Here is a 19,551-nt window from a genome sequence, read left to right as displayed (position 1 = left end):
TGCTCGGCCCCTGCCAGGCACCCTCTCGGGCCCGTCCTCGATCGCCGCCCGGCCCATGTTCAAGTCCATGTTCGGGTCCGCGTTCGGGCCCGCGCCCAGGTTCACACTCGGCCCGTACCCGGGGCCGCGCGTTTTGTGTTCATGTTCACACTCGGTCCGTGTTCGCGGGCCGCGCCGGAGTGCTCAGGGGCCCCGGGCACGGTACCCGAGGTCCCGGGGAAGATCCACTTTGCCCTTCGTCGCCGCGTGGTCGCACCCGGTGGTTCCCGACACGCCCACCATCCGGGAGCGTCATCCGAACGGCTTTCGGAATTCGTCGCGATGAGTACGGTATGTGACATGGATCTGACGGATGAGCATTTCTCCGGGGCGTCGGAGCGTCTCGGTGACGCGTTGACGGTGCTCCGGCAGCAGGCCGGGGCCGGCGCGGAGGCGCTGGACTATTTTGGTGACATCACGGAGGAGTTGCACCCGATCGGATCCTGGTTACGTCGACCGGCCCAGGCCGGGGAGTGGCCGCACCACATCATGCCCCCCGTCTACGGTTTGCTGTTCGCGCAGGCGTGGTCGCTGGCGTTTCCCGGCGAGACGCCCTCGGTCTTCCCCGACGGTGCGGAGCGGACGGAGTCGGGGTGGATCGTGCACCGGGCCACGATCTGGTTCGGCGACACGTACGTCCCCGGCGGGCTCGACGTGAAGGCTCCGCTGATCGTGATCGGCGGGCTGGCTGTGGAGGGGCTGCTCGACGACGGCGACGTCTCGGAGAGCTACCTCGCGGTCGCCGGTGACCTGCGGGCCCGCGCGATCCACAGCACGGCGGACCATCTGGTGCTCGGTACCGTCGCCGCGGGAGTGATCTTCTGTTCGGGCAACGACGGGGTCCTCGTCGCGGGCGGGGACATCGTGGCGGACCTGTTCGTGCCCGCCGAGCACGCGTACGAGCACTACGGCCTGCTGCGGGCCGGGGTCATCGGTGCCGGTGACCGCGCCGACATCGTGGCCGAGCGGCTGGCGCCGTGGCTGCCCTCGGGCTACGTCCGGCTCGGCGGGCAGGGCGCGCCGGTGGACAGGTGGCGTGTGCTGCAGGAGGCCGCCGCCGGACGATCACCGGTGCTCGCCCAGCCCCGGCCGGTGATCCTCCCGCCCCCGGCGCTCCTGCTCTCGGCCCTGGCCTCGCCCTCCGGGGTGGAGGAGCTCGATCTGTCCGGCAGCCGCCTGCACCGCGTCCCCGAGGACATCTCGGCCCTCACCTCGCTGACCCGGCTGGATCTGGAGCACACGCCGCTGACCGGCCTGGACGGCATCGAGGGCCTCCGTACCCTGGAACACCTGTCGATCAGGAACACGCCCGTGCGGTCGCTGGCCCCGCTCCAGGCACTGAAGGATCTCCGCCATCTCGACGTCTCCTACTGCGACGACGTCCAGGACTGGGCCGTGCTCCTCGACCTGCCCGCGCTCGACACCCTCATCGCGCACGGCTGCGCCCTTCCCTCCCACGTACGCGCCCAGCTCGTCGCCAGGCTCGGAGACCGGATGATCGGGCGGGGTCCCGGCCCGGTCGGCTGACCGGCATTCGGCCCGGAAGGGGCGTTTCCCCCCGGCCACCCCTCCCGGACCGCCCGCCGCGCCGGACCGCGCGGGGGTCGGGCGGTGCCGCGCGGGGGTCGGGCGGGGGTCGGCGTGGGCGTCCTCGGGCGCCCGGCGGAGCTGCCGGGCGGGAGCGGCTCCCGCCGCCGAGACGGGCGGGGCGAAGGTCGAGAGCGGCGGGGTCGTGAGGATCCGCGGAGCCGTGCGCGGACGTTTCACGGCGGCCACCTCCGAGTCGCGGCGTGTGGGAGTGACGCCATCCTGCCCCGACGGAGAGCGTTAGGAAAGGTTCCTAACGATTAAATTTTCTTGGGCGGGCAAGGGCTTCGGGGTCTTGCATGACACGCCCGCTCCACCTAACGTCACGTCTCACGTTAGGAAACTTTCCTAATAAAGCGCCATGACGTGTCCACCACCCCCCACGCAAGGAGCGATGATGCGGCGCACCACCCCAGCCCTGGTGCTGACCGGGCTGCTGACGTTACTGTTCACCCTGCTCGTCCCGTCCGCCGCCCACGCGGACACCGCGACGTTCACCAAGGCGCAGGATTGGGGCAGCGGCTACAGCGGCCAGTACACGGTCAAGAACACCGGGACCGCCACGCTGAACGGCTGGACGGTCTCCTTCGACCTCCCGTCGGGCACGAGCCTCGGCACGTACTGGGACTCCCTGATGACCAGCAGCGGCAGCCGGTACACCTTCAGGAACCGCGAGTACAACGGCACCCTGGCCCCCGGGGCGAGCACCACCTTCGGCTTCACCGCCTCCGGTTCGGGCTCGCCGGTCAACTGCACGCTCAACGGCGCCCCCTGCGGCGGCGGGCAGAACCCCGGCGACACCACGCCGCCGAGCGTGCCGTCCTCCCCGCGCAGCACCGGCACGACGTCCGCCTCCATCGGCCTGGCCTGGAACGCCTCGACCGACAACAGCGGCACGGTCAAGGACTACCGGGTCTACGAGGGTTCCGCCGTGGTCGCCACCGTGACCGGCACGACCGCCACGATCTCGGGACTGGCCGCCTCGACGACGCACACCTACACCGTCACCGCCCGCGACGCCGCGAACAACGAGTCGGCGAAGAGCGCGTCCGTCACGGCGACGACCCAGGCGGGCAGCGGCGGCGGCACGCCGGTCGCGGCCAACGGGCAGCTGCGGGTCTGCGGCACCAAGCTGTGCAACAAGAACGGCAAGCAGATCCAGCTACGCGGTATGAGCACCCACGGCCTGCAGTGGTACCGGCAGTGCGTCACGAACGGCTCGCTGACCGCGCTGGCGACCGACTGGAAGGCCGACGTCGTGCGCCTGTCCACGTACGTCCAGGAGGGCGGCTACGAGACGAACCCGCGGGCGTTCACCGACCTCGCGCACACGCTCATCGAGCAGGTCAGCGCGCAGGGCATGTACGTCATCGTGGACTGGCACATGCTCACCCCCGGCGACCCCAACTACAACCTCGCCCGAGCCAGGACCTTCTTCACCGAGATCGCCCAGCGGCACGCCGCCAGGCCGAACATCCTCTACGAGATCGCCAACGAGCCGAGCGGCGTGAGCTGGAGCACCATCAAGGGCTACGCCGAGCAGATCATCCCGGTGATCCGGGCGCAGGACCCCGACGGGATCGTCCTGGTCGGCACCCGCGCCTGGTCCTCGCTCGGGGTGTCGGAGGGCGCCTCGGAGACCGAGGTCACGGGCAACCCGGTCAACGCCTCGAACATCATGTACACCTTCCACTTCTACGCGGCCTCGCACGGCACCGAGTACCTCGACACGCTGTCCCGCGCGGCCGACCGCATCCCCATGTTCGTCACCGAGTTCGGCACGCAGAACTACGCCGGGGAGGACGCCAACGACTTCACCATGTCCCAGCGTTATCTCGACCTCATGGCGAGCAAGAAGATCAGCTGGGTGAACTGGAACTTCTCCGACGACAACCGCTCCGGCGCGGTCTTCAAGACCGGCACGTGCGCCGCCGGCGGCCCCTGGACCGGTACCGCGCCGCTGAAGGAGGCCGGCGTCTGGATCCGTGACCGGATCCGCACCGCCGACGACTTCTGACGGGAGAGGACCGGGAGGACCCGGGGGGAGGGAGGCCGGCGCGGGAACCGGCCTCCCTCCCCCCGGCGGACTCGATGAGACCGGGACCGCGTACCGCGCGAACACGGTCCCATGGAGGCACGGGATGGAGGGAGGGCGGAGACGTACGGGGACGCCGGATCGGAGGCTTCCTGCCAGGATTGGGACATGGTGAGGATCGGGCAGGTGGTGCTGGGCGTCACCGACATGAGGCGCGCCGTCGGGTTCTGGACGCGGGCGCTGGACTACGCGCCCCGCGAGGGCCAGGCCGGGGACGACTGGACCGTGATCGAGCCCGTGGAGGGGAACGGCGTCCCGCTGGCGCTCGACATGACGCGGACACCGGTCCAGAAGCACCCCCGGATGCACCTTGACCTGTTCGCCCCCGACGCCGCCGGGCAGGCGGCCGAGGTGGAGCGGCTGGTGTCACTGGGCGCCGAACGGGTCGCCTGGGACCTCTACCCGGACGACCCCGACTTCGTGGTCCTCGCCGATCCCGAGGGCAACCTCTTCTGCGTCATCGACCTCAGCCACGACTGAGCCCCGGAAGCGGAAAGCAGCGAGCCCTACGCGGCCACGGCGGGCGAGCGGTCGGTGGCGATGCGGAGGGCGAGCACCCCGAGTACGGCGCCCATCAGATAGCGCTGCACGCGCATCCAGGTGGGCCGCCCGCCGAGGAAGGTCGCGACCGAGCCCGCGGTCAGCACGATCAGCGCGTTGACCGACAGCGCGATGACGATCTGGGTGGCGCCCAGCAGCAGGCTCTGCGTGCCGACGTCACCACGCGCCGGATCGACGAACTGCGGCAGCAGCGACACGTACAGGATGGCGATCTTGGGGTTGAGCAGGTTGGTGACCAGCCCCATGGAGAACAGCCGCCGCGGCCGGTCCGCGGGAAGGGCACCGGGCGCGAAGATCGGCTGGGTGCCGGGCCGGATCGTCTTCCAGGCCAGCCACAGCAGGTACGCGGCGCCCGCGAGCTTGATCGCGACGTAGACGGCGGGCACCATCGCGAAGATCGCGGCGATCCCGGCCACCGCCGCCAGCAGGTAGATCAGGAAGCCCGCCGCGACGCCCGCCAGCGAGATCATGCCGGCCAGGCGGCCCTGCGTCACCGACCTCGACACCAGGTAGATCATGTTGGGTCCGGGGGTGAGCACCAGGCCGAGGGCGACCGCGGCGATGCCCGCGAGAGCACTGACAGAGATCATGGGCACATCATCGAGCATCCTCTCCGCCGAAAGAACGGCCAATTTCGGAAATTGGCATGAAGCCGATACCGCCAGGGCCCGAATCGCGAGACCACCGGCCCCCTCCTCCCTCTCGCCGTCCCGTTGGAGGAGGGGAGTACTCATCCAGCGGTAACCACGCGAGCCACACCGGCACCTCACCTCGTCCTCAATTGAGACCCCCGGCGGGGTGGGCCTGCCTCCCCGTCGGCTCGCCCTGCCGGGCCTCAACGCAAAGAAGGCCCCCGGCCTCGGCCGGGCGCCCGGTCCTGCTGAACCTCGCCGGCTCCTGATCTCGCTCCCGACGGGAGAACTCCCTCGTCAGGTGGCCGCCGTCGAGATCCTCCGGCCGTCGCGAGCGGACCTTGACAGAGAAAGCTACTGACAATAGCTTTAAGGCTATTAGCAATAGCCAAGGAGTGCGTGTGACGGGTACGGAGTTCCTGGAGGTGGCCGGCGGGCGGCTGGCGTACGAGGTCAGCGGGCCGCAGGACGGGCCGTTGGTGGTGTGCGCGCACGGCATGGGCGACACCCGCAGGGTGTTCCGGTTCCTGACGCCGCTGCTGGCGGAGGCGGGCTACCGGGTCGCCACGGTCGACGTGCGCGGCCACGGTGAGTCCAGCACGGGCTGGCCCGACCACAGCCCCCGGTCGGTCGGCGCCGACCTGCTGGCCCTGCTCCGCCACCTGGGCGGCCCCGCCGTCCTGATCGGCAGCTCCTCCAGCGCGGGGGCGGTGGCGTGGACCACGGCGACCGCCGCCGAGGGCGAGGTGAGCGCCGTGGTCATGCTGGCGCCCTTCGTCGGGCGGCCACAGCTCGGCCTGATGCTGCGGCTGGTGCAGAACCTCGTCATGGCCAGCCCGCTCCTGTGGGGGATGTACTACCGCTCGCTCTATCCCACGGCCAGGCCCGCCGACTTCTCCGGCTACCTGCGCGAGTTGAAGGCCACGCTGCGCGAGCCCGGCAGGATGGCCGCCGTCTCGGGGGTGGTCGCCCCCTCCGAGGGCCACTGGACCGACTGCGCCCCCCGCATGACCTGCCCCGCGCTGATCGTCATGGGGTCGAAGGATCCCGACTTCCCCGACCCCGCCGCGGAGGCGCACCTGGCGGAGGAGCTGCTGAGGCCGTACGCCGCCACGGCCGAGGTCGGGATGATCGAGGGCGCCGGCCACTACCCGCACGCCGAGATGCCCGAGGCCACCTTCGCCGCCCTGCGGGGTTTCCTGGCCGGAGCGGTCCGTGCCTAGGGCCGGCCTGACCTCCGGGACGGTGGTGGACGCGGCGCTGGCCCTGATCGACGAGGAGGGGCCCGCCGCGCTGACGCTGGCCGCGGTGGCCGCCCGCACGGGGGTGGCCGCCCCCTCGCTCTACAAGCACGTCCGGGGCCTGCCCGAGCTGCGCAAGCTCGTCGGCCTGCGGGTGATGGACGACATGGCGGCGAGGCTCGGCACGGCGGCCATGGGGCAGAGCCGCGACGAGGCGACGGCGGCCCTGATGCGCGCCTGGCGGAGTTACGTGGTCGACTTCCCGCACCGCTACGCGGTCTTCCCCGACAACCCGCTGATCGATCCCGACCTGGTCGACACGGCGACCCGCCTGCTGGAGGTGATCCTCGCCGTGCTGCGCGGCTACGGCCTGGAGGGGGCGGAGGCGATCCACGCCACCCGCTGCGTCCGCGCGGCCGTGCACGGCTTCGCCTCCCTGGAGGCGGCCGGCGGGTTCGGCCTGGGGGAGGACCTGAACACCAGCTACGAGATGCTGATCGCCATGGTCGTCTCGGGCCTGCCCCGGTCACCCGCGCCCTGAGCGAGCGACGAGAGCGGCCGGCACGCCGAGCGACGCGGAACCGGTCCCGCGGACGATGGGCACGTCAGCCGCACGGACGACAAAGCGGACGATAAAGCGGACGATAAAACAGGCAATGAAACGACATGGCCTCGCGAAAGCGACAGGGCACTGCTTCAGCCTCGCGGGAACGACACGCTCAAGCTTCGACTTCACGGGAACGACGGGATCCGGCTTCGGCCTCGCGGGAACGACGGACTCCAGCCTCGGCCTCGCCGAAACGACGCGCTCAGGCTTCCAGGAAGCGGATGTCGCGGGATGTCGCCGTCGGAGCGACGAAGTCGAGCATGCGCGCCCCCTCGACCTCCAGGTCCGCCCGCTCCCCCTCGCTCACCGGCGCGAAGAGCTCGACCTCCAGGATCGCCTCGCCCCGTTTCTCCGTCACCTTCCACATGCCCCGCACGAAGCCGTCGACCAGCACCGTCGCCTTGATGATGCCGTTGATGGTGAAGACCCGTCCCCGGTACTCCTCCTCCGTGATCCGGGTCCTGGTCCGCTGGGCGAACGACAGCAGCATGTTGTCGAACTCCGACAGGTAGCGCACCGGGGCGGGAGTCCCGGGATCGGGGCGCGACGCCTCCGGCAGGTCGAACAGCTCCGCGCCGTCCTCGGCCACGAAGGCCCGCAGGCCCATCCCGCGGACGGTCTCTCCCAGGCGGGTCATGCCCGACCACTGCTGGACGTCCATCACCGTGGCAGGACCGTAGGCGGCGAGATAGCGGCGGATCGCCTCCTCGGCGGAGGGACGCTCGTCCTGGGAACGGCCCAGCCATGACTCCGCCGTGGTGTGGGCGGCCTGCCCGCCCGCCCCCCAGATCCCCCTCGGCGGGACCTGGACCAGCGCCAGCATGTTGCGTACCCCGGCGACCAGGTCGGCGGCGGGAGCCTCCGGCCACCGCTCCCGCAGCAGCGCGCCGAGCTCGCGGAAGGTCAGGGGGCGCTCCTCCACCAGCTTTCGCCCCACGGCGGCGAGCTCGTCCAGGTCCACCTCCGCCAGGCCCCTGCTGTGCGCCCCCCGCGCCAGCATGGGGCCGAGCAGCGGTCGCAGCGCCAGGCAGTCGTCGGCGGTGACCAGGTGGATGGTGGAGCGCATCAGCGACAGCCGCACCACCAGACGCTCGTTGATCAGCCGGGCGAGATCGTCGTGGGCGAACCCGGACAGGCGACTCCACAGCCCGATGTAGGGAGGATTCTGTGCCTGGGCCTGCATGCCGTACAGGTGCCGGACCGCCTCCAGCGCGGGCAGCTCCGCGCGGGCCAGCAGCAGTTGCCGCTCCAGGGTGGCCCGGTTGAGCGCGCGCCGGCTGAGCACCTCGGGCATGCTTGTCCTCTCGTGGCGAGTCCCGACGCCGGGGCGTGGCGTGGCGGCACCGTGAGTCCGCCTTCGGATCCGCGCCAGAATATCAGAACGGAATGATTCGTTCCATATTTTTCCGCTCGGCGCTCGGCCTCCACGTGAAGGTCGGCGTCCAGCCACCCGGAACGGCCCGGCGGGAGATCTCGCGGCCCTCGACGGCCACGTCGGCGGGCTGACCCGTCTCCGCGGCCGGCTCAACGGGCGCGTCACGTCGCACCCTCGCCCCTTCGGCGGCACCCCCGCGTGATCAGAGGGTCGGCGGCACCCACACGTACGGCGTCGTCGTCGTGATCGCCTCCAGGCCCAGTCTGGCGAGGATCGGGCGGCTGGCGTCGGAGGCGTCCACCTGCACCAGATGGAAACCCCGCGCCACCGCCAGCTCCGCCCGGTACGACACCATCGCCCGGTAGACGCCCCTGCCCCGCCACTCCTTCAGGGTCGAGCCGCCCCAGAGCGAGGCGAAGTCGGTGCCCTCGTGGAAGCGCGTCCACGCCGCGCACACCACCTGCCCGCCCGCCTCGGCGATCACCACCGCGCACGGGTCACCGGGGCCGGCGAGGTCGCGCTCCAGCATGCCGGGCAGCCAGCCGTGGTCCGCGTCCCAGACCGTCTCCTCCAGTTCGCGGATGCGCTCCAGGTCGTCTCGCCCGGCCGCCTCGCGCAGCCGTACCCCGGCGGGTGCCGCCTTGGCGCCGGCCAGCTCACCGGCCTCGCCGACGAACACCGTCTCCCGCTCCCCCGGCTCGAACCCGGCCGCCGCGAGCCGATCGGGCAGGTCGGCGGGCAGGTCGTAGCCGTGGTACTTCCACTCGACCTCGCGCCCGACCCGGGTGAAGAAGTCTCGCTGGTCCGCGATGAAGGCATCCAGCTCGGCGCCCTCCAGGCCCCCCAGGTCCCGATATGTCAGGAAGCCCTGGCCGTGGCCGTTCGACACGGTCCTCAGCAGCGGCCCGACCCGCTCGGCGGTGCGGCCCGGCATCGGCCTGGCCCGGAGCTGCTCGTCATATGCCCTGAGGTAGGCGGAAGCCCGTGATGAGATGTCCATTGCGAACAGCCAACCACACACTCATCGCCCCCGACATGGCGTTATGGACCTAGACACGGTCCGGAGGTTCCCGTCCCGCATCCGCCCGGCCGCCCCGCCGCTCCGGTCGAGCGCCTGGACACGGCCCGGAGGTTTCCCGTCCCACCATGGCGCCTTTACAGCGTAGATTCCCGCGGGCGGCCGGTAGGGTCTGCACGGTGAGCGTGCCAGCCGTCCCCGCCCCGCCCGGCCCCTCCATCGAGCCCGCGCGAGATCCCTACCGGGTGTATCTCGACTCCCTGACCAGCGCGGAGTCCCGCCGCACCATGCGCGGCTGTCTCGACAGGCTCGCCGCGCTCGTCTCGGGCGACACGGTCTCCTCCGGTGCGGGCCAGCCCTGGCACCTGCTGCGCTACGAGCACACCGTGCGCATCCGCGCCCTGATGACCGAGCGCGGCTGGTCCCCCTCGTACGTCAACAAGCACCTGGTCGCGCTGCGCAGGGTGTTGCGCGAGGCCTGGCGGCTCGGCCTGATGACCGCCGAGGAGTACCAGCGCGCCGCCGACCTGCCGACGGTCGAGCACACCCGCCTGCCCGCGGGCCAGCATGTGCCGCCCGAGGTGGTGGGCGCCGCGCTCGCCGCGTGCGACCGGGACGACTCACCGGCCGGGGTCCGCGACGCCGCCCTGCTGGCGGCGCTCTACTCCACCGGCTGCCGCCGCGCCGAGATCGCCGGGCTCTCGCTGGACGACTACGACCCCGGGTCGCGCTCGCTGCGGGTACGCGGCAAGCGCGACAAGGAGCGGATGGTCTACCTGACCACCGAGGCCCTTTCCAGGATGGAACGCTGGCTGGCCGTGCGGGGCCGCCCCGCCGGCGCCCTGTTCTGCCCCATCAGCAGGCTGGGCCGGCTGCGGACCAGGGACGGCGGGCCCGCCCCCATGACGGGGCAGGCCGTCGCCGACATCCTGGCCAGGCGCCTGGCCGAGGCGGGGGCCACGACGCGCACCCCGCACGACTTCCGGCGCACCTTCATCGGCGAGCTGCTCGACGCCGGGGTGGACCTGGCCACCGCGCAGGCCCTCGTCGGCCACTCCTCCCCCGCCACCACGGCCCGCTACGACCGCCGCCCGGAACGGCGTCGCCGCGAGGCCGTCGACAGGATCACCCTCCCCGCCTCCAAGCCGCTCTGACCACCGGCGGTGACCGCTCCCTGAGGACGGGCCCCGCCGTCCGGCCCCGATCCGGTCCCGTACCGGCCTCGGATCAGGGCCGGTACGGGACCGGATCGGGGCCTCTCAGGGCCGGCGCGAAGCAGGTACGGACACCGGCGGGCGACACTCCCCGCACCACTCCCCCGCACCGGGACCGGGGTCTGATCCCGACACGTTTCACCGGGCGCGCCGTAACTGTCGGTGGCGACCCCTACTATGAGCCACCTCGAGGAGGGATAGCCGCTCATGGTGGACGCGCTGAGGGTTTCGCTGCTGGTCACGACCGATCTGCCGCCCGATACCGACCTGAAGGAGTTCGGGCGGTTACTGGTCGACTCCGTGCTCACGCTCCAGCGGGACGAGGTGACATATCCCGCGCTCCTGCGCGGCGGGGTGTTCTGGCTGGACCGGCCGCTGCCGCCGTCCGACGACAACGGGCTCCCCCGCGCGGCAGCCGAGGAGTTGCGGTTCGCGGCGCTGCTGGGCCACCTGTCGGCCGCCCACCCACCGGGTTCGGCGCGGGAGACTGTCGCCGACGCGGGCCGGGCGATCACCGCCGCCGTCGCCGCCCGGTACGGCGACCTGGGCAGCCCGCCCGCCGTGATGGCGATCCGCGGCGAGGACGTGCGCGAGCGCACCCCTCGTTCGGCCATCCCGGTGGGGTTGGAGACGACCGCGGGCCCCCTGCCCGAGAAGGTCCCGTCCCTGGGCGCCTCCGCCTGAGCGCCGCCCGGCACGAGGTCCTCCCCGCCGCCGCCCCGGCGGGCTGGTAGCTTCCCGTCCGTGGACGTGACGATCCGGTACGGGCGCATCGAGGATGTCGAGGCGCTGCTGGCCTTCTGGCTGGTGGCCGCCGAGGGGACCGACAGGCACGACGATCCGGCCAAGGTGGTCGCGCTGATCGAGCGAGATCCCGAGGCCGTCCTCATCGCCGAGATCGACGGGGAGATGGCCGGCACGCTGCTCGCGGGCTGGGACGGCTGGCGAGCCCACCTCTACCGGCTGGCCGTGGATCCCGCCCGCCGGAGGCGGGGAGTCGGCACCGCGCTGATCCGGGCGGCCGAGGAGCGCTTCGCGGCGTTCGGCGCGTTCCGGGCCGACGCGATGGTGCTGCACGACAACGAGCAGGCCCATCACGCCTGGGGCGCCGCGGGCTACGCGCCGCAGCCCCAGTGGTCCCGCTGGGTCAAGCCGCTGGGCTGACGGCGCCGGGCGCTCCAGAGGGAGACCGGCGCGGCCCACCTGAGAGCATCGCCATTTATACGGCTTGCCGCCTTTTAGGAATACAAGAGGCGGATTCCCGAGGCATGCCATTTATTTGCTCCCGCCAGCCCTCACCTGCTTGTCTTCATTCTTTGGCTGAGCAATCCTTGGCTTGCGGCACTGAGGCTGCGATATACCGCTAATTCGCACTTTCCGGTTATTCACTCGCGAGCACGGGACGTCGCGCGGTTTCGCACTGCCGCGACGGAGCTCGACGCCCGCCCGCCGGTGAACGCCCGCCGAACACAGGTGACGGCGGGCACGGCACGCCGGGAGGCACGAATGAACGACGACGGTACGCTCACGCTGCCTCCGCCCGCCTCGACACCCCGCCCTCCCTCGCGGCCGGTCGGTTCGCGGGCGGCCCCGATCCTGGGACCGGCGTTCGTCGCGGCGATCGCCTACGTGGATCCCGGCAACGTGGCCACCAACCTGACGGCCGGGGCGACGTCGGGCTACCTGCTCGTGTGGGTGGTCGTGCTGGCCAGCCTCGTGGCGCTCCTCGTGCAGTTCCAGGCGGCGAAGCTCGGCATGGCGACCGGCATGAGCCTGCCCCGGCTGTGCCGCGAGCGTTTCTCCCGCCGCGGCGGCCTCCTGCTGTGGTTCCAGGCCGAGGTGGTCGTCCTGGCCACGGATCTGGCCGAGTTCGTCGGCGCGGCCATCGGGATGCAGCTGCTCTTCGGGATGCCGCCCGCGATGTCGGCGGTGGTCACCGCCGTGGTGGCGCTGCTCATGCTGCAGCTGCGGCGGCACGGCCGGACGCGGCGGTTCGAGCTCGTCAGCGCCGCGAGTCTCCTGCTCGTCGGGGCGGGTGTCGTCTACGACGTCGCCGAGGTGGGCGAACAGTCCGTCACCGGGCTGGCCGGTGGGCTGATACCTCACCTGGACGGCGGCGGCTCGCTGGTCCTCGCCATGGGGATCGTCGGCGCCACCGTCATGCCGCACGCCATCTACCTGCACTCCGCGCTGGTGCAGGGACGGGGATGGCCGGCCGACGCGGCGTGGCGGCGGCCCGCGCTCGTCCGGCGGGCACTTCGGATCGACTGCCTGCTCGGCCTGGGCACCGCCACGATCGTCAACGTGTCGATGATCGCCCTCGGCGCCGGGCTCGGGGCGGCGACGGGCGGAACCTGGACCGGCGACCTGTTCGCCGCCCACGCGGAGTTGCTGAACCGGGTCGGCGGCGGCGCCGCCCTCGCGTTCGCCGTCATGCTCCTGTCGTCGGGAGTCTCGTCCTGCGGGGTGGGCACTCTGGCGGGGGACGTGGTGATGCGGGGCTTCCTGGATCTCCGGATACCGATCCAGCTGCGGCGCGTCGTGACGATGACACCGGCCGTCCTCGCCCTGGTGCTCGGCGTGCCGCTGACCAGCCTGCTGATCGTGAGCCAGGTGGTCATCTCGCTCGGCGTGCCCGTCGCGCTGTTCCTGCTCGTCCACTTCTGCCGCGACCGGTCGGTCATGGGCCCCCTGGTCAACGATCCGCTGACCACGCGCATCGCGGCCGGCGCGGGCGCCGCGGTCGCCGTCCTCGGGTGCTGCCTCCCGCTGACCTTCCTGTTCTGATCCGCTCTGACCTGTTTCGGCCTGTTTTGAGAGTTCTCACCGTTCCCGCCCGTTCCCACCCTTCTCCCGGGGGGCGGAGTCCGGGGCTCCCGCACCGGAGGCATCGTTGAACACCGTCATGTTGAACACCGTCATGTTGAACACCGTCACCCGCGTCTCGTCCGGTTCCGTCGCCGAGGCGCTCGACCGGCGCGAAAAGCCCACCACGGACAGGGAGCCGGCGCTCTTCACCGTCGTCGAGCGCGAGGTGGCCACGGTGGCCACCGGCGCCTGACGGCGTGAACGCGAGGCAGCGGGCGGAGCGGAGCGGGCACCCGGGCGAGCCCCGGCTCCCCGCCGCGTACGCGGTGGTGGTCGCCGCGGCGCTGTACGCGGCGCTGCCGGGCAAGCTCGTCATCGGGCCGCGGTTCGTCATCCCCGCGTTGGAACTGCTGTTGCTGGTGCCCCTGATAGCGATCAATCCCCGGCGCATGGTCCGGGAGAACTGGCTGATGAGGCGGCTGTCCATCGCTCTCGTCCTGGTCATCGCGGTGGCCAACGGGGTGTCGCTGGTCCTGCTCATCATCGAGCTGGTGTCCGGTCAGGCCAGAGAGGGCAGGCAGCTGCTGCTCGCCGCCGGCCAGGTGTGGGTGACCAACATCATCATCTTCGGGCTGGCCTTCTGGGAACTCGACCGGGGAGGACCCGTGCGGCGCACCCAGGCGAAGGGCGACCTGCCGGTGGCCGACTTCCGCTTCCCCCAGGACGAGGACCACGACGCCGTCGCCGAGGTGGCCGCCCGGTCGTCGGCGAGGTCGGGGTGGACCCCCGGCTTCGTCGACTACCTCTACGTGTCGGTGACGAACTCCTCCGCGTTCAGCCCCACCGACACCATGCCGCTGTCGGTGCGGGCGAAGCTCCTGATGGCCGCGGAGTCGGTGTCGGCGCTCATCCTCTCGGTGCTCGTCATCTCACGAGGTGTCAGCCTGCTGCGATGACACGTCCCGGACGGCGCGGGCATGCCCGCGCCGCGACACCACGGTGCCGAACGCCTTGCTCACCCCGGCCGGCGCCAGGACCGGAGGGGGCTCGCCGGAGGGCGGCCCGAGCGGCGCCTCTCCCCTGTCCGGTACGGTCACCGCGCCACACCTCTTCCATGGCCTAAAAACGTTTTAGTAGAATGAGCGGAACGAACGCCCCCGCCCTCCCGCGCCTGCCTCCCGCGCCTGGCGAGCACTTCGGGCGCGATCCCGGAACCCGCACGGCGGACCCGCCGGACCACCGGTCACGACATCGGCCGCCGGTTCTCCGGGAGGGCGTCGGAGGGCTGTGACCTGCGGATCACCGGGGCTCTCGGCCGCTCCGGACACGCCGATGACCTCAAAGCGGAATAACCAGCGGCAGACGTCGGTTAGAGTGATCGTGCCGATGTGGTTTGTGTCCCCCGGGCCGCAAATTACCGCCTTCACGGAATACCGTTCGGCTGGAGCCGTGTTGTGCCTCTCGCCGAGGAGGCGACCGCCACATCGGCACCAAACGTCACGCCCCGCGGGCCCTCCCGGCCCGCGGGGCGTTTCTCTTTCCCCCACTCCTTCCGTGCCCGGTGGGGGGGGTTTCATGGGATTCGCCCCGGAAAAGCGCGACGGTGTTGGAGGAGGGCTACAAACCTGGGAGCTCCGCTTGTGCGGGTGCGTACAACCATCGGCCGTCGGGTGACCACCTAGTGTTGGGTAACCCGTCTCATGAGGAGAGCCCGTGCTCTATCGCCTGACCAAGATCGTCGGCACTCCGATCCTGCATCTGCTCTGGCCGACCACGGTCACCGGGCACGAGCACGTCCCCGTCACGGGTCCGGCCATCATGGCCTCCAACCACCTGTCGATCCTCGACTCGACCTTCCTGCCGCTGGTGCTCAAGCGCCAGGTGCGCTTCGTCGCCAAGTCCGAGTACTTCACCGGCAATCCCGTCACCGCGACGTGGATGCGCGCCACCGGCCAGATCAGCATCGACCGGCAGAGCCCCACCTCGGCCCAGGACATGCTCGACGCGGCGTCGAAGGTGCTCAAGAACGGCGAGCTGTTCGGCATCTACCCCGAGGGCACCCGCTCCCCCGACGGGCGCCTCTACCGGGGCAAGGTCGGCGTCGCCTGGCTCGCCCTGGCCACCGGCGCGCCGGTGGTCCCGGTGGCGATGGAGGGCACCGACGAGGTGCTGCCGATCGGGGCCGCGAGACCCAGGTTGGGCCGGGTGAACGTACGCATCGGCAAGCCGATGACCTTCACCGGCTCGGAGAGCAGCGCAGGCGACCGGCGCAGGGTGACCGACGAGATCATGTTCGCGATTCAGGAGCTTTCCGGCCAGGAGTACGTGACGAGCTACGCACCCAGCCGCACACAGAGCAAATGATCATTTATGGACATATGTCGCGTTAGTGCACGCTAGGCTGCGGCCCTGGGGCAGAGAAACTGGGGGATCAAGTGGCACGGGGCAAGACGATCGCGATCACATCGGCAGCCGTCGTGCTGGTGGCGGGGGCCGCCGGGGGCGGCGCCTGGTGGTACCTGCACACCAGGGGAACCCCCCAGGAGACCGCTGAGCGGTTCATCAGCGCCTGGCAGAGCGGCAACCTGGCGGGCATGCGCGCCGAGCTGGGAGCGCCGGACCCGGCGTTCGCCGCGGCGTACGACAACATGCGCAAGGCCCTGGCGGTGGAGAGCACCGCGGTGCGGCTCGACGGGGTGCGCGAGACCGGCGACGGCACGGGACAGGCCTCCTACACCACCACGCTGAGGCTCAAGGACGTCGGCGAGTGGAGTTACTCCGGCAGCGTCGACCTGGCGGTCGTCGACCGGCACTGGCGGGTCAAGTGGTCGCCCAGGGCCGTCCACCCCGACCTGACCGCGACCACCGCCTTCGCACTGAAGACGAAGTGGCCGGAACGGGCCGCGATCACCTCGGCGAACGGCGACCGCATCGACGGCGCCGACGTGGGCGGATCGGTGCAGCAGATCGTCGGCTATCTGGAGAAGGCCACGGCGAAGAGCGTCGCGAAGCTGGGCGTGCCCTACAAGGTGGGTGACGCGGTCGGCGCGAGCGGGCTGCAGCACACCTTCCAAGAGCGCCTGGCGGGCACCCCGGACACCGAGATCGAACTCGTCGGCGCGGACAAGAAGACGGTCAAGACGCTCGGCACGGTCGAGGGCAAGACCGGTGAGGCCCTGGAGACCACCCTGGACATGCGGGTCCAGCGGGCCGCGGTCGAGGCCGTCCGCGACCTGAAGAAGACCGCCGCCCTGGTCGCGATCAGACCCTCTTCCGGCGAGATCCTCGCGGTGGTGAACAACCAGGGCGGCTTCAACCGGGCCCTGGACGGCAACTATCCTCCCGGCTCGACCTTCAAGGCGGTCACCGCCGTGGGACTGCTGGCCGAGGGGATGAGCCCCGGCGATCGGGTCACCTGCCCCAAGGACGTCACGGTGGGCGGCCTGCCGATCCGTAACTCCCACCACGCCGCCTACGGCTCGGTGTCGCTGTCCGACTCCTTCGCCTACTCCTGCAACACCACCTTCGCCCCGCTGACCAAGGAACGGCTGAGCTCCGACAAGCTGCTGAGCACCGCGGAGCTGTTCGGTTTCAACAAGCCGCTCAACATCGGCGTCGTGGCCGCCAAGGGCAGCTTCCCCAAGGCCGAGAGCGACGCGGAGCTGGCCGCGGAGTCGTTCGGCCAGGGCCGGATCACCGCCAGCCCGCTGATGATGGCCTCGGTCGCCGCCGCGCTGGCCGACGGCACCTGGCGCCCGCCGACCCTGGTCCCCTCGATCAAGCAGGAGACGCAGCCGCAGGCCCTTCCCGAGGCCGTCATGTCGAACATGCACCGGATGATGTCCGCGGTCGTCACCAAGGGCACCGCCAAGGACGCGGGCCTGCCCCAGGGCACCCGGGGCAAGACCGGGACCGCCGAGTACGGCGAGCAGGGCGACCTGAAGACGCACGCCTGGTTCATCGGCTTCCGCGGCGAGGTGGCCTTCGCGGTGATCGTCGAGGAGGGCTCGGGCGGTGGCGCGGTCGCCGCCCCGGTGGGCGCCGACTTCCTGCGCGCTCTCGGCTGACAGCGACCCCCGGGCGGGCGGGGGTTTCTCCCGGGTGAATCCGCCGGTGGCGGGACCCTCCCGGGCCGGTCCGGGAAGTCCGCGCCCGCCACGGAGCGGTGGGCGGGATCCCCCGTGCGGCCGTGGTCCGTCCCTTCACCTCGGAGCCGGTTCCACCTCCGAGATATCGAAGCCGGTTTTACCTCCGAGGTATTTCCGCGCTCGCGGGGTCATGTGAAAGTCTTCACAAAGTATCCCCCTGCCGTTGGGACCGCCTCATGACGATCCTGATCACCTCATCACTCACATCACTCACATCACTCACATCACTCACATCACTCACATCACTCACATCGCCCGCGTCGCCTGGATCACCCGGGTTTCAGGCACCCGGCCTGGAGTTGTTCGACTTCCCCCCGCTGTGGGCGGGTGCGCCGTACTGGCTGACCAAACCGATCCTGATGGCCATCCTGGCCGCGGCCCTGGTCTGCGGCGTCTGCTGGGCGGCGTTCGCCAACCCCAAGGTGGTGCCGCGCGGCCTGCAGAACGTGGTCGAGCTGGGCTACGTGTTCGTCCGCGACCAGGCGGCCCGCCCGTTTCTCGGCAAGGACGCCGACCGCTGGATGGGCCTGCTGCTCAGCGTCTTCTTCCTGGTCTGGATCTGGAACCTGATGGGCGTGGTCCCGCTCGTCCAGATCCCCGTCTCCTCGTTCCTGGCCTTCCCCGCGGTGATCGCCGTGAGCGTCTACGTCCTGAAAATCTATCTCGGCGTCACGCGGCACGGCGTCGCCGGGTACGTCCGCGGGCTGTTCCCACGCGGGCTGCCCCTCGGGGCATACGTGCTGGTCATCCCGCTGGAGCTGCTCTACACCCTCGTGACCTCACTGTTCGCGCACATGCTGCGGCTGGCCGCCAACATGTTCGCGGGCCATCTCATCCTGGCGTTCTTCAGCATGGTCGGCTTCTGGTTCCTGTTCGAGCATCCCACCCCGCTGGGCGTGCCGGTCGGGGTGGCCGGCGTGCTGATGGCGATCGCCATCACGGCCCTGGAGATGTTCGTCCAGTTCCTGCAGGCGTTCCTGTTCACGCTGCTGACCGCGATGTTCATCGGCACCGCGCTCAATCCCGAGCACTGACCGGCCCGCCGTCGCCCCGTACAGCCGGGGCGACCGGCACCCGCACCGAGCCACCCGCCCCCGGCGGTCGCGATCACAACGGGAGCGCCGCGACCGCCTCGTGCCGCAGGACCATGATGAGAAGCGTGGCGATCAACGTCGCGATCAGCAACCAGCTGAACATGATGATGACCGTCGAGCGGCGAAGACGCCTGGAGGACCGCCCCCGCCCCTTCTTGGTGCCACGCCTGCGGCCGCCGCCCTCTTTGCGCTGGACGCGCTCGTTGAACGACTCCAGCCGCGCGGCGAGCCGTGGATCCTCATCGATGAGGTGGCGCTCGATCTGCAGCAGCATGCGCTCCTCGTCTTGTGACCAGGCCATGCATCACCTCCCCGGAACGCAAGCCGTGTGCGGACGTTCTGCCCAATCGTGAAGATCATTATCCTTTCATAGGGCTTCGATTTACCTCTTCTTTTCACGGGCGCAATCCGAGCACGCGATCATGCCCTCGCACGGAGCCACTACGGCACCGGCCGGAGTGTCGGGCGATTCCCAGCCTTCTCCGCGATCTCGACATTCCACCGCCCCCGACCTTCCCCGTCATGCCGCCCGGCAGGTCGGAACCACTTTCCGCACTGGCGCTCCCACGTCCGGCGGCAATGAGACGTCAAGCCTTTTTGACGTCAGGGAGGCTTGACGAAATGCTTGGGGCATGTTCACACCAGACAGCCTCGAAGGTGACTTCACGCTCCTGACCGCCGCCGCCCGCTACGACGAGCTCCGCGTGCGCGACGCCCTGGCTCCGGCGGCGGGTGACGCCACCGGCGGAGAGCACCCCGACGACCCCAACGATCCCGCCGATCCAGAGACGCCGCCCCTCACCCGCGACGAGGTGCTGGAGCTCCTCGCGCTCGGGGAGGTGGTCGCCCGCAAGGCGGGCTACGGGCGCCAGCTCGCCGTACGCTCCGCGCGGGCCGTGGGCGCGTCGTGGTCGCAGATCGGCGCGGCCCTGGGCACGAGCAAGCAGGCCGCGTGGGAGGCGCACGGCCGGTGGATCGACGACCAGGCCGAGCAGCACCGGCGCAGCGGTTATGAGGGGATGAGCGCGCGCGACGCGGCGGCCGCGCGAGCCCTCGCCGGAGCCCCCGACGGCGAGGGCGGGGCGTGAGCGAAAGCTCCGGACGGAGAGAGCGACCCATGGGCGAAAACCCC

At 70.9% G+C, this 19,551-nt stretch carries 20 protein-coding genes and 1 pseudogene; 16 read left to right on the top strand and 5 right to left on the bottom strand.

Going from position 1 to position 19,551, the window contains the following annotated elements; translation table 11 throughout:
* Positions 1-339: 339 nt before the first annotated feature.
* The 4 genes and pseudogenes from OG587_RS26660 to OG587_RS26645 all read left to right on the top strand — a co-directional run bounded on the left by OG587_RS26660 (position 340) and on the right by OG587_RS26645 (position 4,201).
* The gene (locus OG587_RS26660) at positions 340-1,566 is read left to right on the top strand and encodes a leucine-rich repeat domain-containing protein (protein WP_329079895.1); all 1,227 of its coding nucleotides are present in this window, start codon (positions 340-342) and stop codon (positions 1,564-1,566) included.
* Positions 1,567-1,987: 421 nt separating this feature from the next.
* A pseudogene (locus OG587_RS26655) lies at positions 1,988-2,389 on the top strand (cellulose binding domain-containing protein); the annotation flags it as partial.
* 51 nt (positions 2,390-2,440) lie between these two features.
* The gene (locus OG587_RS26650; RefSeq protein ID WP_443075633.1) at positions 2,441-3,643 is read left to right on the top strand and encodes a cellulase family glycosylhydrolase; all 1,203 of its coding nucleotides are present in this window, start codon (positions 2,441-2,443) and stop codon (positions 3,641-3,643) included.
* Between the two features lie 186 nt (positions 3,644-3,829).
* On the top strand, positions 3,830-4,201 hold the full coding sequence (locus OG587_RS26645; RefSeq protein WP_329079894.1) for a VOC family protein: 372 nt from the start codon (positions 3,830-3,832) through the stop codon (positions 4,199-4,201).
* A 26-nt stretch (positions 4,202-4,227) separates the two neighbouring features.
* On the opposite strand, the gene OG587_RS26640 is transcribed toward OG587_RS26645, so the two are convergent.
* Positions 4,228-4,872: a LysE family translocator gene (locus OG587_RS26640; RefSeq protein ID WP_329079892.1), complete on the bottom strand. Its 645-nt coding sequence runs from the start codon at positions 4,870-4,872 to the stop codon at positions 4,228-4,230.
* A gap of 443 nt (positions 4,873-5,315) precedes the next feature.
* Here OG587_RS26640 and OG587_RS26635 point away from each other — a divergent pair, with 443 nt between their 5' ends.
* Both OG587_RS26635 and OG587_RS26630 read left to right on the top strand, forming a co-directional pair.
* Positions 5,316-6,137, top strand: coding sequence for an alpha/beta fold hydrolase (locus OG587_RS26635; protein WP_329079890.1), 822 nt, complete (start codon positions 5,316-5,318; stop codon positions 6,135-6,137).
* Entirely contained in the window at positions 6,130-6,696 is a 567-nt protein-coding gene (locus tag OG587_RS26630; protein ID WP_329079889.1) for a TetR/AcrR family transcriptional regulator, read from the top strand. The genes OG587_RS26635 and OG587_RS26630 overlap by 8 nt, the downstream gene beginning before the upstream one ends.
* A 268-nt stretch (positions 6,697-6,964) precedes the next feature.
* On the opposite strand, the gene OG587_RS26625 is transcribed toward OG587_RS26630, so the two are convergent.
* On the bottom strand, positions 6,965-8,056 hold the full coding sequence (locus tag OG587_RS26625) for a winged helix DNA-binding domain-containing protein (RefSeq protein ID WP_329079888.1): 1,092 nt from the start codon (positions 8,054-8,056) through the stop codon (positions 6,965-6,967).
* Between the two features lie 283 nt (positions 8,057-8,339).
* Positions 8,340-9,137 carry a GNAT family N-acetyltransferase gene (locus OG587_RS26620; protein ID WP_329079887.1) on the bottom strand — a complete coding sequence of 266 codons (798 nt, stop codon included), beginning with the start codon at positions 9,135-9,137 and terminating at the stop codon, positions 8,340-8,342.
* 197 nt (positions 9,138-9,334) lie between these two features.
* On the opposite strand from OG587_RS26620, the gene OG587_RS26615 reads away from it, so the two are divergent.
* The 6 genes from OG587_RS26615 (at position 9,335) to OG587_RS26590 (ending at position 14,133) form a co-directional block, all read left to right on the top strand.
* Complete coding sequence (locus OG587_RS26615) at positions 9,335-10,309, top strand: tyrosine-type recombinase/integrase (RefSeq protein WP_329079885.1); 975 nt, start codon at positions 9,335-9,337, stop codon at positions 10,307-10,309.
* A 267-nt stretch (positions 10,310-10,576) separates the two neighbouring features.
* The gene (locus tag OG587_RS26610; RefSeq protein ID WP_329079883.1) at positions 10,577-11,053 is read left to right on the top strand and encodes a hypothetical protein; all 477 of its coding nucleotides are present in this window, start codon (positions 10,577-10,579) and stop codon (positions 11,051-11,053) included.
* A 60-nt stretch (positions 11,054-11,113) separates the two neighbouring features.
* Complete coding sequence (locus OG587_RS26605; RefSeq protein ID WP_329079881.1) at positions 11,114-11,533, top strand: GNAT family N-acetyltransferase; 420 nt, start codon at positions 11,114-11,116, stop codon at positions 11,531-11,533.
* Between the two features lie 342 nt (positions 11,534-11,875).
* Positions 11,876-13,156 (top strand): Nramp family divalent metal transporter, encoded by a 1,281-nt coding sequence (locus tag OG587_RS26600; RefSeq protein ID WP_329079880.1) that lies wholly within the window; start codon positions 11,876-11,878, stop codon positions 13,154-13,156.
* Positions 13,157-13,274: 118 nt separating this feature from the next.
* Positions 13,275-13,430 carry a hypothetical protein gene (locus OG587_RS26595; RefSeq protein WP_329079878.1) on the top strand — a complete coding sequence of 52 codons (156 nt, stop codon included), beginning with the start codon at positions 13,275-13,277 and terminating at the stop codon, positions 13,428-13,430.
* Between the two features lie 4 nt (positions 13,431-13,434).
* Positions 13,435-14,133 carry a hypothetical protein gene (locus OG587_RS26590; protein WP_329079876.1) on the top strand — a complete coding sequence of 233 codons (699 nt, stop codon included), beginning with the start codon at positions 13,435-13,437 and terminating at the stop codon, positions 14,131-14,133.
* On the opposite strand, the gene OG587_RS26585 is transcribed toward OG587_RS26590, so the two are convergent.
* The gene (locus OG587_RS26585; RefSeq protein ID WP_329079874.1) at positions 14,107-14,274 is read right to left on the bottom strand and encodes a hypothetical protein; all 168 of its coding nucleotides are present in this window, start codon (positions 14,272-14,274) and stop codon (positions 14,107-14,109) included. The two genes, OG587_RS26590 and OG587_RS26585, sit on opposite strands and share 27 nt — an antisense overlap.
* Before the next feature lie 616 nt (positions 14,275-14,890).
* On the opposite strand from OG587_RS26585, the gene OG587_RS26580 reads away from it, so the two are divergent.
* The 3 genes from OG587_RS26580 to OG587_RS26570 all read left to right on the top strand — a co-directional run bounded on the left by OG587_RS26580 (position 14,891) and on the right by OG587_RS26570 (position 18,359).
* Complete coding sequence (locus OG587_RS26580) at positions 14,891-15,541, top strand: lysophospholipid acyltransferase family protein (RefSeq protein WP_329079871.1); 651 nt, start codon at positions 14,891-14,893, stop codon at positions 15,539-15,541.
* Between the two features lie 71 nt (positions 15,542-15,612).
* A complete protein-coding gene (locus tag OG587_RS26575) occupies positions 15,613-17,244 on the top strand; it encodes a penicillin-binding transpeptidase domain-containing protein (RefSeq protein ID WP_329079870.1) in 1,632 nt (543 codons plus the stop codon).
* A gap of 380 nt (positions 17,245-17,624) precedes the next feature.
* The gene (locus tag OG587_RS26570) at positions 17,625-18,359 is read left to right on the top strand and encodes a F0F1 ATP synthase subunit A (RefSeq protein WP_329079868.1); all 735 of its coding nucleotides are present in this window, start codon (positions 17,625-17,627) and stop codon (positions 18,357-18,359) included.
* Between the two features lie 73 nt (positions 18,360-18,432).
* Here OG587_RS26570 and OG587_RS26565 read toward each other — a convergent pair whose 3' ends face one another.
* The gene (locus OG587_RS26565) at positions 18,433-18,720 is read right to left on the bottom strand and encodes a DUF3040 domain-containing protein (RefSeq protein WP_329079866.1); all 288 of its coding nucleotides are present in this window, start codon (positions 18,718-18,720) and stop codon (positions 18,433-18,435) included.
* 331 nt (positions 18,721-19,051) lie between these two features.
* On the opposite strand from OG587_RS26565, the gene OG587_RS26560 reads away from it, so the two are divergent.
* Positions 19,052-19,507 carry a hypothetical protein gene (locus OG587_RS26560; protein ID WP_329079864.1) on the top strand — a complete coding sequence of 152 codons (456 nt, stop codon included), beginning with the start codon at positions 19,052-19,054 and terminating at the stop codon, positions 19,505-19,507.
* The last annotated feature ends 44 nt before the right edge of the window (positions 19,508-19,551 follow it).

This window comes from Streptosporangium sp. NBC_01469 (assembly GCF_036227305.1).
Lineage (GTDB): Bacteria > Actinomycetota > Actinomycetes > Streptosporangiales > Streptosporangiaceae > Streptosporangium.
This window is presented reverse-complemented; position numbering and strand designations above follow the sequence as displayed.

What these genes read in the sequence shown, in the direction of transcription:
- OG587_RS26660 (WP_329079895.1), top strand. Translation starts at nt 340, where the DNA reads ATGGATCTGACGGATGAGCATTTCTCCGGGGCGTCGGAGCGTCTCGGT.
- OG587_RS26565 (WP_329079866.1), bottom strand. Translation starts at nt 18,720, where the DNA reads ATGGCCTGGTCACAAGACGAGGAGCGCATGCTGCTGCAGATCGAGCGC.
- OG587_RS26625 (WP_329079888.1), bottom strand. Translation starts at nt 8,056, where the DNA reads ATGCCCGAGGTGCTCAGCCGGCGCGCGCTCAACCGGGCCACCCTGGAG.
- OG587_RS26645 (WP_329079894.1), top strand. Translation starts at nt 3,830, where the DNA reads ATGGTGAGGATCGGGCAGGTGGTGCTGGGCGTCACCGACATGAGGCGC.
- OG587_RS26610 (WP_329079883.1), top strand. Translation starts at nt 10,577, where the DNA reads ATGGTGGACGCGCTGAGGGTTTCGCTGCTGGTCACGACCGATCTGCCG.
- OG587_RS26560 (WP_329079864.1), top strand. Translation starts at nt 19,052, where the DNA reads ATGTTCACACCAGACAGCCTCGAAGGTGACTTCACGCTCCTGACCGCC.
- OG587_RS26620 (WP_329079887.1), bottom strand. Translation starts at nt 9,137, where the DNA reads ATGGACATCTCATCACGGGCTTCCGCCTACCTCAGGGCATATGACGAG.
- OG587_RS26595 (WP_329079878.1), top strand. Translation starts at nt 13,275, where the DNA reads ATGTTGAACACCGTCATGTTGAACACCGTCACCCGCGTCTCGTCCGGT.
- OG587_RS26600 (WP_329079880.1), top strand. Translation starts at nt 11,876, where the DNA reads ATGAACGACGACGGTACGCTCACGCTGCCTCCGCCCGCCTCGACACCC.
- OG587_RS26640 (WP_329079892.1), bottom strand. Translation starts at nt 4,872, where the DNA reads ATGATCTCTGTCAGTGCTCTCGCGGGCATCGCCGCGGTCGCCCTCGGC.